Origin of the sequence: Paenibacillus alba (assembly GCF_013204855.1) — a bacterium.
GTDB lineage: Bacteria > Bacillota > Bacilli > Paenibacillales > NBRC-103111 > Paenibacillus_E > Paenibacillus_E alba.
Window position 1 is genome coordinate 114291 of sequence record NZ_JABMKZ010000016.1, and the last position, 14057, is coordinate 128347.

Annotated in this window: 10 protein-coding genes; all 10 read left to right on the top strand. The window is 46.1% G+C overall.

Annotated features, from left to right (window positions below; all coding sequences use genetic code 11):
* Nucleotides 1–205: 205 nt before the first annotated feature.
* The gene (adh, locus tag HQN90_RS20330; protein ID WP_173222006.1) at nt 206–1726 is read left to right on the top strand and encodes an aldehyde dehydrogenase; all 1521 of its coding nucleotides are present in this window, start codon (nt 206–208) and stop codon (nt 1724–1726) included.
* A 15-nt stretch (nt 1727–1741) separates the two neighbouring features.
* Nucleotides 1742–2107 carry a DUF779 domain-containing protein gene (locus HQN90_RS20335; RefSeq protein WP_173222008.1) on the top strand — a complete coding sequence of 122 codons (366 nt, stop codon included), beginning with the start codon at nt 1742–1744 and terminating at the stop codon, nt 2105–2107.
* Between the two features lie 141 nt (nt 2108–2248).
* Nucleotides 2249–3553, top strand: coding sequence for an RNA polymerase factor sigma-54 (rpoN, locus tag HQN90_RS20340; protein WP_173222010.1), 1305 nt, complete (start codon nt 2249–2251; stop codon nt 3551–3553).
* A 481-nt stretch (nt 3554–4034) separates the two neighbouring features.
* Nucleotides 4035–5855, top strand: coding sequence for a glycosyltransferase (locus tag HQN90_RS20345; RefSeq protein ID WP_173222012.1), 1821 nt, complete (start codon nt 4035–4037; stop codon nt 5853–5855).
* Between the two features lie 13 nt (nt 5856–5868).
* A complete protein-coding gene (locus tag HQN90_RS39375) occupies nt 5869–8094 on the top strand; it encodes an exosporium glycoprotein BclB-related protein (protein WP_173222014.1) in 2226 nt (741 codons plus the stop codon).
* Between the two features lie 53 nt (nt 8095–8147).
* Nucleotides 8148–9926 (top strand): RCC1 domain-containing protein, encoded by a 1779-nt coding sequence (locus HQN90_RS20355; RefSeq protein ID WP_173222016.1) that lies wholly within the window; start codon nt 8148–8150, stop codon nt 9924–9926.
* A gap of 193 nt (nt 9927–10119) precedes the next feature.
* Nucleotides 10120–11274, top strand: a complete 1155-nt coding sequence (locus tag HQN90_RS20360) for an SPFH domain-containing protein (protein ID WP_173222018.1) — start codon at nt 10120–10122, stop codon at nt 11272–11274.
* A gap of 12 nt (nt 11275–11286) precedes the next feature.
* Entirely contained in the window at nt 11287–12099 is an 813-nt protein-coding gene (locus tag HQN90_RS20365; RefSeq protein ID WP_173222020.1) for a hypothetical protein, read from the top strand.
* Between the two features lie 10 nt (nt 12100–12109).
* On the top strand, nt 12110–12736 hold the full coding sequence (locus tag HQN90_RS20370) for a hypothetical protein (RefSeq protein WP_173222022.1): 627 nt from the start codon (nt 12110–12112) through the stop codon (nt 12734–12736).
* 15 nt (nt 12737–12751) lie between these two features.
* Entirely contained in the window at nt 12752–13903 is a 1152-nt protein-coding gene (locus HQN90_RS20375; RefSeq protein WP_173222024.1) for a hypothetical protein, read from the top strand.
* Nucleotides 13904–14057 lie beyond the last annotated feature (154 nt).

A 14057-nucleotide genomic window follows, 5' to 3' on the forward strand; every position in this document is an offset into this window, starting at 1 on the left:
GTCTCCTAATCCGATCATACCATAGTCGCTTATATTAGTGGAGAAGTGGAAATAGAATGTTCCGAAATGGAACACTTTCATTGTATCAGAAAGGAACAATTGGAATAAAGCGCTTCCAATATAACCCGATATAACGGCATTCAATAAGTTGGCACGATTCTTGCTTATTAATTTAATGTAATCCATTTTAAGGAGGCTGAGCTTTATGATTTATGCACAACCTGGACAAAACGGATCAAAGGTTACATTCAAAAAACGCTACGAAAACTTTATCGGAGGACAGTGGGTCGCGCCTGTTAAGGGTGAATACTTCGAGAATCCGTCTCCTGTTAATAACCGCATTTTTTGCGAGGTTCCACGATCTACATCCGAGGATATCGAGCTGGCCTTAGACGCGGCGCATGCTGCGAAGGACGCATGGGGCCGTACGTCCGTTGCCGAGCGTGCTGTTATTCTGAACAAAATTGCCGATCGTATGGAAGCTAATTTGGAAATGCTGGCGGTGGCCGAAACCTGGGATAACGGCAAGCCGGTTCGGGAAACGCTGGCAGCCGACCTGCCGCTGGCGATTGATCACTTCCGCTATTTTGCAGGGAGCATTCGCGCTCAGGAAGGCTCGCTCAGCCAATTGGATGATCATATGGTGGCGTATCATTTCCATGAGCCGCTGGGAGTCGTCGGCCAGATTATACCGTGGAACTTCCCGCTGCTGATGGCGACATGGAAGCTTGCTCCGGCTCTTGCGGCCGGGAATGCAATCGTCCTGAAGCCCGCTGAGCAGACGCCGGCATCCATTCTGGTGCTGATGGAGCTTATCCAAGATCTGCTGCCCCCGGGTGTACTCAATATCGTCAACGGTTTTGGACTTGAAGCCGGCAAACCGCTTGCCTCGAGTACCCGGATTTCGAAGATCGCCTTCACCGGCGAGACAACGACAGGCCGTTTAATTATGCAGTATGCTTCGCAAAACCTAATACCGGTCACCTTGGAGCTGGGTGGAAAGTCGCCGAATATTTTCTTCGAGGATGTGGTTGCGCGCGATGACGCCTTCTTCAATAAAGCGCTCGAAGGCTTTGCAATGTTCGCCCTGAATCAAGGAGAAGTCTGTACCAGTCCGTCTCGCGCGTTGATTCAGGAATCGATCTATGATCAATTTATGGAAAGAGCCTTAAAGCGCGTCGCTGCGATCAAACAGGGCAACCCTCTCGATACGGAAACGATGATTGGGGCTCAGGCCTCCACCGAGCAGGTTGAGAAAATTATGAGCTATATCGATATTGGCGGGCAGGAAGGCGCGGAATGCCTAATCGGCGGTAAACGGGCAACGGTTGAAGGTGATCTATCCGAAGGCTACTATATTCAGCCAACCGTTCTGAAGGGTCACAACAAAATGAGAATCTTCCAGGAGGAGATATTCGGACCGGTCCTCTCCGTCACGACGTTCAAGGATCAGGAGGAGGCGTTGGCGCTCGCTAATGACACGCTCTATGGACTTGGATCCGGCGTATGGACGCGCGATATGAACACGGCTTACCGAATGGGGCGCGGCATTCAAGCTGGCCGCGTATGGACGAACTGCTACCATGCTTATCCTGCTCATGCTGCCTTCGGCGGCTATAAGACCTCTGGTATTGGCCGCGAGAATCACAAGATGATGCTCTCGCATTACCAGCAAACGAAAAATCTGCTCGTCAGCTACAGCCCTGACGCTCTTGGCTTCTTCTAAGAGGAGAGCGATACGATGACAACGGAAGTGAGCAAGGTTGTTGCTACCGATACAGCGCTAGCGCTAATCGAAAAGGTAAAGGCGAAGCATGGCCCCGTCATGTTCCATCAATCTGGGGGTTGCTGCGACGGCAGCTCTCCGATGTGTTACGCGCAAGGGGAGTTTCTGATCGGCGAGAGCGATGTATGGCTAGGGGACATAGGTGACGCACCTTTCTACATGAGCAAGGCCCAATACGAGTATTGGCGGAATACGCAACTCATCATCGATGTCGTACCTGGCAGAGGCGGGATGTTCTCGCTTGAAGGGCCGGAAGGCCAGCGTTTTCTGACCCGCTCGAGGATGTTCACGGATGAGGAGCGGCGTGTGCTAGGTTTCTAAGCTTTATATTTGCAAGGATCAAGTTCCCTGTTTCCTTCCATGGCGAAGGGGCAGGGTTTATTTTCTTATAGCTTCTGTCAGAAACCAGTGAATATAATAGTGTTAAGCTCTTGCAATCAAAAACCAAGGAGGAGAATGCATATGGAAATCTTATTGACCGCTGAGCAGGAACAAAAGCTGCAGCTTACGCCCCAGATGCGGCAGTCTATGGAAATCCTGCATATGTCCTCCATGGATTTGAATGAATTTATTAAGCAGCAAGCGATGGATAATCCTTTTATTGAGCTTCAACCCGTTAAGAATATCCCCATAATACGCCATGCAGGCAGCTCTGAACAAGATTGGTGGCTCAATGTCGATCTTTCAAGCGAGACAACATTAGAATCGGTATTGCTTGAGCAGCTAACCTATATGAAGCTTGATCCTGCTCTCCTAGCTCTGTGCAAATGGATCATCGGCAATCTGGACGATAAGGGCTATCTCCTCCATTCCATAGAGGAAATCTCTGACTTTAAGGGTGCTTCTTTAAGTCGGGTGCGTGAGGCTGTCGGCGTCGTTCAAGGCTTAGAGCCATATGGTGTGGGGGCTTCAACATTAGAGGAGTGCCTTATTCTTCAATTGCGGCAGGAGCTGGAGGGAGATCCTTTAGTTTTTAACCTAGTCCAGTATGATTTGCTTAGCATCGCAGAAGGAAGGTTCCGACAGCTAGCGGAGAAGTACGAAACAGACCTTGCGAAAATTAAAGCAGCCATACAGAAAATAAGCTCGCTCAAACCCAAGCCAGGGGCTTTATATAGTAGGGGTAAGACGCCTTATATCATACCTGATCTTCAGCTTAAGCAGGTTGAAGGGAAGTACGAAGTGTTCCTTGAGAGCAGTTTTCTGCCAGCCATCACTCTGAGTGGTTCCTACTTTAGTATGATGGAGCAGATAGCCCCAGGGGATGTCCACCGTTATTTGAAGAAAAACTGGCAAGCGGCGAGAGGGCTGATCGATAGTATTGAGCGAAGAAAGGTGACGCTGCTCAAGGTGGCTGGCGTTATTTTTCAGTTGCAGGCGGGGTTTTGCGAGAAAGGCTCCTCTTCTATTCGGCCGATGTCCATGAAGCAGGTTGCCGAAGCGCTGCGCGTGCATGAGTCAACAATTAGCCGCACTGTTAGCCATAAGTATATTCGAACGCCGTGGGGACTTTTTGAGCTAAAGCATTTCTTCTCGTCCTCTATTAAACAGGCTGACGGAACAACGGTTTCGGCGATCTACATCAAGGAGCGAATTCGGGCATGCATCTCATCAGAGAAGCCGGCTTCGCCGTTATCTGATCAACAAATTGCATCCCTTCTGGCAAGCGAGGGGTTACTGATCTCACGTAGAACGGTGACCAAGTATAGAGAGCAAATGAACTTGCAGTCCTCTATGAGGAGAAGAAATCATCAGTCGCGAGTTTGATGAGTGAGACAGAAAGGGTGCCTAAATCAGGCGTCGAGCTGCCACTACTCAAAAGTCATACACAAATCGAAGAAGATGTGATGTAGGTATTTAACCCTGCATCTCATCTTCTTTATTTAGGTTGAGTTTCAAACCCCATACACAACAAAACATGATCAAAATTACGTGTCTTTAGGCTCACTTTTTGTCGAGTAACTAGGTAAATACCGTTTATGGTATCGAAGTTTGTCATTATTTAGTCATTGGAGTGTGATAATCTTGACCAGTTAAGAGTAATGAACTAAAAATAATCCCTCCATATTATCAGAGGCGAACATTTTTCATCAAAAACTGAGTTTATGTGAGTTTTTTGAGAGAACGATTTGATAGAATCCATATAACTTACTTTTTGCGAAAATTTGCTTTAGGGCCCGTTATCCTGGGAAAAAGATACTGAGTAAGTTAGATAGACTACTTCACATTATTGGATGGTGCTAAGCGAATGAAAATTAGCATTATAGTGCTGGCTCAACACTTTAATTTGACCTTAAAATGTGTGGATCGAATTAAGCAGTATACGTCGATCCCATATGAGCTAATTGTTGTTACGGAGTATGAGTCCGTGGAAGTGTCGCGCTATATTGAGCATGACTACAACGTGCATGTCATCCATAACCGTAAAAGCAGGGGAGTAGCTGCCGCTTATAATCAGGGTGCGGTCGCATCTTCAGGAGACCGGTTTGTTTTCATGCGAGATCAGATCATGGTTAATGAGGGATGGCTAGAGCAGTTGTCAGGCTGTCTGGACCAACATCCGAATGCGTCAATCGTTGGCCCGATGATGAATGATGTTAGCGGTGCCCAGGGAATTCCAATTGTTTATCAAAATTACGAGCATCTCTATCAAATGGGGGATCTACTGGCAATTGGCAAATCTATGACCTGGACCAGAACTCCGAGACTCGTTAGTTTGCTAATGATGATGCCGCGTCATTTTTTTGAGAAGGCTGGAGGCTTTGATGAAAGGTTCGAGGTGGAGTCTTTTGAGGATGACGATCTTTGTTATCGGGCCTTATCCATGAATAGCGATATTTACATAGCTGAGGGCTGTATTGTTTTTTGGGTGCAGCCACCGCATGCAGTTCTTGGTGATCCGGACTGGTACAATAACCGACTGACGTTGAATCGAGCTGTGGCGATAAGCAAATGGGGTTTTGATGTAACTAAAGCCTTGTACAGCTATAAACGAAAGGTCACGGTCAGCTTGTGTATGATTGTGAAAAATGAAGAGAAAACTCTGGATCGCTGCTTGTCCAGCGTACGCGGCCTGGTGGATGAGATTGTTATTGTGGATACAGGTTCGGAGGATGCGACGAAAGAAATTGCAGCCTCGTATGGCAGCCAGGTTTATGATTTTGAGTGGGTGAATGACTTCTCCAAAGCAAGGAATCATGCGTTCAGTCTTGCCACTCAGGAATACATACTATGGATGGATGCAGATGATTATCTGCTGCCCGAAGATGCTGCAGCGCTTCAGTCCATCATATCCGAGCTTTCATGGGATATTGATGCCGTATCTATGCACTATTATCTGGATCATGATCTACACGGGCGTGTAACCGCAAGTTTGCGGCGCAATCGTCTAGTAAAGCGTAGTTGTGGATTTCGCTGGATTGGATTCGTTCATGAATATTTGGATGTAGCTGGTATTGTGTTATACGCCGAAATGGGCGTAACACATGATCGGAAGCATACGCAGTCCACACGAAATCTTCTCATTTATGAGGACATGAAGGAAGCGAAAGCGGTCTTTTCTCCGCGGGATTTATTTTATTTTTCTAATGAGCTGTACGATCACGGCCAATGGGAACGAGCGATTGAGCAGTATGACACCTTCATTGCATCGCCAGATGGTTGGGTCGAGGACAAGATATTGGCTAGCCGACGTGCAGGTGAAGCTTATGCGCAACTAGGTCGGCTACAAGAAGCCAGGCATAAAGTGCTTCAAGGCTTTGCTTACGCACTTCCCCGCGCGGAATCGTGCTGCCAGCTAGGGTATTACGAGCTGTCAGAGCAGCGGTTGGAGAACGCTGTTTTTTGGTACAAGCTTGCTACGGAAGTTGCTAAGCCGATTGAGCCTAATGCCAGGCTGGATATACCTTCCTGGACATGGTTGCCACATTTACAGCTGTGTGTTTGCTACGACCGGCTGGGTCTCTATGAACAGGCCCACTATCACAATGAGATAGCGGGTGGTTATGTGCCAGATAATCCGAGTGTCACAGCCAATCGAAACTATTTACAGCAATACTTAATTTATTAGGAGGCAGGATGGTATGAAAAAAATGAGAAACAAACAAACAAATGGCAAGAAGAATGGCAGGCAGTTGGTGTATAAAAGTTCGGTAGCTTTCATGCTGATGAGTCAACTGATTACACCGTTGTTGCCATCTCTAGGCGGTGTTGCATCTCGGGCGAGCGCCGCTACGTATAGCGATATTGACAAGTCTTCATGGGCGTATAAGTATATCTCCAAAATTTCAGCGCTTGGTGTAGCCATCGGAGATGAGTCGGGCAACTTCAATCCGGATAGTCCGATCACGAATCAGGAAGCGGTGTTGATGGTACTTCGTTTTATAGGGTATGAGCAGCCTAAAGCTAGCAGCGGCAGCCTGCCATTCACCGTCGATTCATGGGCTACTTCCTGGGTACAGCAAGCCATTGACGATGGTCTGGTGATTGCCAGCGAAGAGGTCAAGCCGAGCGGTGTCATTTGGGGGAGGGAGCGGGCAAATCGTGAATGGATTACCCGTCTAGTTATACGTGCTACAGGTAAGGAAGCAGAAGCAAACGGTCTGAAGGGTACAGCTGTTGGATTCTCGGACGCGGCAGATGTTTCGGACTGGGCAACAGGCTACATCAATGCTGCTGTTAACCGAAAAGTAATAACTGGATTCCCAGATAATACCTTTAAACCAAAACAAGTAACCACTCGCGCTCAATTTGCGGTCATTTTATCCAATGCCGAAATATTCAATAGTGCAGTATCCGATCGTATTACTCGCGGCTCTGTGGTCTCCATGACGAACGGCGCAATTGAAGTATTAAGCAGCAACGGACAAAAGGTTAAATTCACTACGAATAGTAATTCTGTTTTCTTTGGAGACGAAGGTAAAGGAATTATACCAACTGGGCAGTTGGTGACGGTTATTCATAATGGAGAGACAGCATCCTTCATAGAAGTGCTAGGTGGTGGTGTCCCGAAGACTGGGGAGGTTGGAGCTGCCGGTCCTAAGGGCGAGAATGGCGAAAAAGGAGATAAGGGAGAAAAAGGTGAGAAGGGTGAGCCAGGCGAGAAAGGGGAATCCGGTTCAAGAGGGTCCGATGGGTCACAAGGGCCAACAGGAGCTGCTGGAGCTGCAGGTGCTATAGGAGCAACTGGCGCAACTGGAGCTACAGGAGTTGGCTTTGACGGAGTAGTAGTGTTCAATCCATTGCAGGCGTCTGCGTATGCCATAGGGCAAGCAGTAGCTTATGACGGCAGCATCTACATCGTTACAGTAACCAATCCAACGGGATTGCCATCCAATTTGACGGACTATACTTTGATTGTTTCTAAAGGAGCAACTGGAGCTACAGGTGCAACTGGAGCAACGGGGGCAATTGGAGCCAACGGGGCGACGGGAGCCGACGGAGCAATAGGGGCCACAGGGTCTAACGGAGCAACTGGAGCAATTGGGGCAACCGGAGCAACAGGTGCAGTCGGGGCAACCGGAGCGACCGGAGCAGCAGGAGTCACAGGCGCAACCGGAGCAACCGGGTCAATGGGAGCGACTGGAGCGACTGGAGCAGCAGGGGTCACAGGAGTGACAGGAGCAACCGGAGCAATGGGAGCAATGGGAGTGACTGGAGCAACTGGAGCAGCAGGAGCAACTGGGGCAACCGGCGCAGGAGTCACAGGCGCAACCGGAGCAACCGGCGCAACCGGGTTAATGGGGGCAATGGGAGCGACTGGAGCGACCGGAGCAGCAGGAGCAGCAGGAGCAGCAAGTATTATTCCATTCTCCTCAGGAATACCGATTACAATGAAAACCGTTGCAGGAGGATTACCTGGCGAGATGGCGCTGCTCGGATTTGGTAATTCATACTCAGGGGTCCCAGTCACAGGAGGATTAATAGATATTACCGGAAGTCCGGGAACTGCAATGAATCAGGCGTTTATTGTTCCACGTTCAGGTACTATTACTTCAGTAAGCGGATTTTTTAGTTCAACGGCAGCCATGTCCTTAGTTGGTACTACCGTAACAGTTGCTGCACAACTCTATAAAGCGCCTGCAAATAGCAACACCTTTACAGCTATTCCAGGGGCACAGTCCACATTAGCCCCTTCTTTGACTGGAATCGTAGCTCTTGGAACAATAAGCAATGGCACAGTCACTGGGTTAGCAATCCCGGTTGTTGCCGGTGAACGCTTATTGTTAGTGTTTAGTTCGTCTGCTTCAGGTCTGACTTTGATAAATACAGTGGCAGGTTATGCGAGTGCCGGAATTACGATTCAGTAAATAGAGAGAAGTAATCTGAACATACCATTTTGTTCCAAAGGAAGTGATTAAATATGGCAAGGAATCTGATTCCAATAGGGAAAAAGTGTTTAATTATCGTCTTGGCTCTTATACTTCAAACTGTCAGTCCGTTCATTGCTGCTAGCTATGCGGAGGGTGTCTACAGTGAAGGACATGATCTTGTGGAAGCACCGGATCATTTGGCGGTCAGCAGCACTACCTCCACGAGTATCAGTTTGACCTGGCGTGCAGTGGCGGGATCTTCTGACGCGGATGTCAGTTATCAGGTAAAGATGGTCGATACAGTGGGCTCAAGTGTATACGAAAATGTTTACAGCTTCAACGCAGCTGGATTTACTCATTATACGGTTAAAGGGTTAAATGCAGGCCAACGCTACACGTTCACGGTGCAAGCCATGAATGCGTGGGGGCCGGTGTCAATGCCAAGCAGCGCAATAATGGCTAGCACGCTCCCAGTGGTCACTCTGGAAACACCCAGTACTCCGGAACTGCGTCTTACCCATCGTACGTCAGACAGCATTGGATTGGGGTGGACTCCGTCGGTAGATAATGCAGGAGTTACAGCTTATGCTATCTACAAGGACGCTGCTCTGGTGACGGAAGTCACTTATGGCACAACTGCTTTTACCGTTCAAGGATTGCTTGCGGGGCAGCATTACACCTTTACGGTACAAGCTAAAGATCAGTTAGGGAATGTATCTAAAATGAGTAATGAGTTGAAGGTTACTACACTTACCGAAGGAAAAACCAGCTCGACTATGAGTATGGGCAGCGGCAATGCCCTCCATACGTTAGCGGTACAGCCAGATGGCTCCGTTTGGGCTTGGGGAAATAATTATAAGGGCCAGCTTGGCGATAACAAAGAGATTTATCGTCAGAAGCCGATTCAAATCATGGGGCTGCCGACGATCAGCGCCGTGACTGTCGGACAGGATCACTCCTTAGCACTTGCCAAAGACGGTTCGGTATGGGCTTGGGGAGGCAATAATGCCGGACAATTGGGTAATGGCACATTGGACCCAACAGTTGTTCCAGCAAGAGTGCCAGGATTGACCAATGTTGTAGCGGTTCAAGCGGGCGAACAACATTCTTTGGCTTTGTTGGCTGATGGAACGGTATGGGCCTGGGGCCTTAACGTGTATGGGCAGCTCGGAGACGGATCGACGGAGAATAGAGCGTTGCCCGTACAGGTTGCAGGCTTGAATTCTATCGCTGCAATTTCTGCAGGTGCCTTCCATAATCTAGCTATTAACCATGATGGAGAAGTGTTCTCCTGGGGCTTTAATGTGTATGGTCAGCTTGGCGATAACACTAAGACGAACCGCCTAAGCCCTGTGCACCTTGCAGAGCTGCGTGGTGTTACTTCGGTATCAGCCGGGTTTTATCACAGCATGGCTGTAAAGAATGACGGTACCGTATGGAGCTGGGGAACCAACGTGAAGGGCTTATTGGGCGATGGTACATCCACCGACCGATTTACGCCAATACAAACAGCAAACCTTAGCTCGGTGGTACGTGTGTCCGCAGGCGCACTACATAGTATGGCGCTGAAAGATGACGGTACTGTATGGACTTGGGGAGCCAATAATGCAGGCCAGCTTGGCGTTAACTCCGAGAGTTCGATCCCATCTGAACTGGCGATCAGCGGTCGTATAGCCTTTATAAGTGCAGGCTTTATGAGCAGCAGTGCAGTCAGCGAGGAAGGGAACTTCTTGACATGGGGCTATAACGGGTACGGCCAGCTTGGCGACGATACACAAACCGATGCAGCAACTCCAGTCAGCATTCAATTAAAAGAAATATCCAAGTAAATCTGCAATTGTGAGAAGTATGTACTCGCAGATAAATAAGGGGAATTAGAACAACCGGAATGGCTAACGCCTATTCCGGTTGTTTGCTTAGTGTAGGACTATCTACTGTTATAATCTGGTACTTTAGTAGTTATTATGATAGTATAAATTTGTTGCTTTTTGTTAAATTTTGCTGATTATTGGGGTGGTTAGCTTGGCACTAATTGATAGAATTAAGTATGATGGAGCTGCGGACGGGAATTGGTTGGTTTACAAATATCCTAGTGAAGATTTAACCATGGGAGCGCAGCTAGTCGTCGGTGAAGGCCAGCTTGCTATATTCGTCAAAGAAGGAAGAGCGCTGGACTTGTTTGGGCCTGGTACCCATACCTTGTCAACGGGAAACATTCCGCTGTTAAACCAACTGGTCAATTTGCCATTTGGTAATGAAACTCCTTTTACCGCGGAAATTTATTATATTAACACAACGTTGAATATGAATTTAAAGTGGGGAACGGAGTCGCCGATTCAGATCGTAGATCCGGTTTACCATGTAAGAATTAATGCAAGAGCTAATGGACAGTACACCATGAGAGTGAATGACTACAGCATATTTCTGACCCAAATTATAGGCACGCAAAAGGGTGGGACGACCATCACGGTGCAAAATTTGCTGCCGAATTTCAAAGGTATCGTCCTTAATAGCGTAGATACGATTCTAGCGCAATACATCATTGAGAAAAAAGTATCGGTCTTAGATATCCGTACCAAACAAAGAGAAATCGCACAGCTATGTATGGATGATATGAAGGATGGTTTCTTAACGTTCGGAATAGAATTGGTTAACTTTTTTGTCAATTCTATTAATTTTCCGGATGAAGATATGGAAGTTATTAATGGCATTCTCCAGCGTAAAGCCGAGTTTGATATTCTTGGTGATGCTAGATATGCCACGCAAAAACAATTTGAGATTATGGGCAATTTCTCCAAAAATGAGGGTACCTCGGGAATGGCTAATGCGGGTATCGGAATGGGTTTAGGTTTTGGCATGATGGGCCAGCTCGGAGGCGCAATTTCGAATATATCGAATAATACGATAAGACAGCCTGTGCCATCACCCGCAGAGACAAGTGTTCCTTGCAAACATTGCAATTCGGCTAACTCAGCCGATGCCAAATTTTGCGCGGATTGCGGACAAAAAATGCAATCGACCAAACCATGCTATAAATGTAACGCGGAGAACAAGGAAAATGCTAAATTTTGTTCAGAATGCGGAACCGCAATCGGGATTATTTCCTGCCCAAGTTGTAGTCACGAACTGACGGCCGGCTCAAGGTTTTGCCCTGAATGCGGCACATCTTTAGTATAAGGAGTGGTTGAATTGAGTAAGGATAAGTATTTTAAGATACTGGCAAGTGTTGTTGCAGCCTGCGTATTATTACTCGTGTTTTTCCTTATTATTGTCGTAGGATTGGCGTTAAATTCATTTGCTACCTACCTCATCATGCTCGTTGTTATTTTCATAGGTGCAGCTGAAGTATTTGGTTTCTATCAAGCCTTTATAGCGAGAAGCACCTCATCCATCCGGTTCCCTTATAAGCTAGCGCTTGTAACCACGACGCAGTTGTTTGCTGCTATTGAATTGACGTTAATAGGGATATATGCAAGATTCGCTTTGAGTAGTGCTCTGGATCATTTTGTACGCAAGTTACCCGCAGCTATAGAAACGACCCAATTAAAAATAAGCGCGACGTATAGTGTATTAGCATTGTTAGGTGTCGCCTTGTATGTTATAGCTTACGCTTCGATACTTTACGCAGCCGATCATTCAACAAACGAATTGGACAATGAACAGTTGCAAAAGGCGAATACCCGAGATGTTGCGACAACGTTATCCCATATCATTTTATCTTACAACCAATTGGCTGAGCAGTATCAGAGCCTTGATTTCAGCAAAACTAAGATTTTGTATGATAAGTTAACGATTAAATCAAGGGCGCTGGGCGTATTTGGACGCAGTGGTAAGCCTGAGGTAGAATGGGATGTTGTTTTTTCTTGCGACGAATTGAGAGACCGGCTTAAAGTTTTACAAGGTCAAAATCACCTCGAACAAGAGAACGTCAATGAAATCTACCAGAAGACGTCTCGCATTCTAAACGAAATTGTGGCATTGGATAAAGTTAGAATTCAATAGGAGGTACCCTATGGCGAAGATTATTGTAAATACTTGTCCCAATTGTGGGGCAAACCTGCCGATAGACATTAATCAGGTTTGTGAATTTTGTGGCACCGCCTATATCCCCAAGAATTTGGCTGCTTTGGCGAAGATGGATAGTCAAACAAAGCACAATTACATCACCTCCTATAAGGAGAAATTAGAGGATAATAAAGGCAATATTCCCATTGCGATTTCCCTGGCGATGTGTCATATCGATGCGCAGAATTATGAGTTTTCATTCGATATTCTAAAGAAGCTGGCCGAAAATGACTGTACAGATCCCAATGTCTTTTATTATATGGCTCTTGCTATGTTGGAAGGAAAAAAACCGCGTGTACTCCACATCGATAAAGTCCGTAAGGTAGAGTCTTATTTAAACAGTGCTCAAGTCTTATCCAGTGGAACAGGTTTGTATTATATTATGCAAGCTGTAATTAAGCGAGACTATTATGAGTACTACCTTTTCAATATGCATCAAGGTGGCAGCAGCAAGCTGCTTCTTGAGAAAGCGAACAATTTTCAACTTGACGTGGAAGAGATACATCAGATTTTAAAAATTGTGAAGTTAGATGAAAGCGATAGAAGTTACTTTGATTCTTTGTTAGCCATTTAGACGGAAGGAGATTCTATGAGCACATTAAAACATTTAGCCGATGTTTCATTCGACGATCTGTCTATAACGGACAAGCTTTCCTATCTTAAGAATAGTTTGACAACACAGGTTCCTGTCTTCAACCAGAAGGAGCCTGAGGTTAAGAGGAACCGCTTCTTTGATAATTTAGCGAAGAAGCCGGTGAGATGTTGGATGAGCCTGGCTTTTGTCATGAGTGTCATCATCTGGGGATTCAAGATCACTAGCAGTATTTCCGATGTGGTTTCTATCATTCTTTGGAGCGTCGTCTTTCTAATGCTGGTTGCCTATTTTGTGTGGAAGAAGAAAGTGGATGCTTTTTTCAACCTTATAAATGGGAAGTTGACGAAGAAATTCATACAAGAGCATGAACAGAAGCTGACTGTCTATCAGTCCGATCTTACGATGCACGAAGCCGAATTGAGTGAATACAATGCGATGGAACTTTCGTATGAGCAGGCTTCCAGTACAGTGGAGCAGGCCATGCACTACCATGGCGTGAAATTTTGCAGGACACATCTAGGGGTTGACGAGTCGGAGCTTGTTGCGCTGCATTTCATTTCAACACCCAATGCAAAGAACACTTCGAAAAAATTTGGTGATCATGAAGTATATGCTTCTTTTCAGGTTCAGTATATTTACATGACAGATAATGAGCTGTATGAAATGAATGGGAACTTGGATCTGCTGAGTGATGAAATCAGCAACTACGCAACATCGAGAATTCTTTATTCGAAGATTAAAAGTTCGGAGGAAAGACATAATAACTATAATTGTCTGAACTTTTATACGATTACAACGAGCAATAATGATGGAAGTGAAAGTGATGTCATGCATGTTCCATCTAGCAATCTTAGACCACAAGTCAAATATTTTATTCAATCAATTACTTGGAATACCATAAATAAAAGCAGCATGCAGCATAATCAACTTATAGAGGCACGCCGTCAGACCAGTCCATATATAAATACTCCTCTATCTTATGATCAGTTTGAAGATGCCGTGAAAATGATTAAAAATCTAAGCTGTATCAACTACGAGTTTAAAAAAGAAATGACGGAAACCGAAAAAGACGTAGAAAATTTCAAAAAAGTTAAGCTGATTATAGAAAGAGCTGTAAATCGTAAGATTCGAGAAAGCAGCATGTGATGAGAGAGTATCCGCAAGTGCATAGAATATATAACAGAAACGCCCTTCTTGTATTTCAGGAAAGGCGTTTTTGTATTAAAGGCTTGCCGAAAGCCTGCTACTTTGCTAATCCGCAACCTTTTTAATATGATACAATCATAAGTCACGAGTCATT

Coding starts and splice junctions, on each gene's coding strand:
- HQN90_RS20355 (WP_173222016.1), top strand. CDS start 8,148: ATGGCAAGGAATCTGATTCCAATAGGGAAAAAGTGTTTAATTATCGTC.
- HQN90_RS20370 (WP_173222022.1), top strand. CDS start 12,110: ATGGCGAAGATTATTGTAAATACTTGTCCCAATTGTGGGGCAAACCTG.
- HQN90_RS39375 (WP_173222014.1), top strand. CDS start 5,869: ATGAAAAAAATGAGAAACAAACAAACAAATGGCAAGAAGAATGGCAGG.
- rpoN (WP_173222010.1), top strand. CDS start 2,249: ATGGAAATCTTATTGACCGCTGAGCAGGAACAAAAGCTGCAGCTTACG.
- HQN90_RS20375 (WP_173222024.1), top strand. CDS start 12,752: ATGAGCACATTAAAACATTTAGCCGATGTTTCATTCGACGATCTGTCT.
- adh (WP_173222006.1), top strand. CDS start 206: ATGATTTATGCACAACCTGGACAAAACGGATCAAAGGTTACATTCAAA.
- HQN90_RS20345 (WP_173222012.1), top strand. CDS start 4,035: ATGAAAATTAGCATTATAGTGCTGGCTCAACACTTTAATTTGACCTTA.
- HQN90_RS20335 (WP_173222008.1), top strand. CDS start 1,742: ATGACAACGGAAGTGAGCAAGGTTGTTGCTACCGATACAGCGCTAGCG.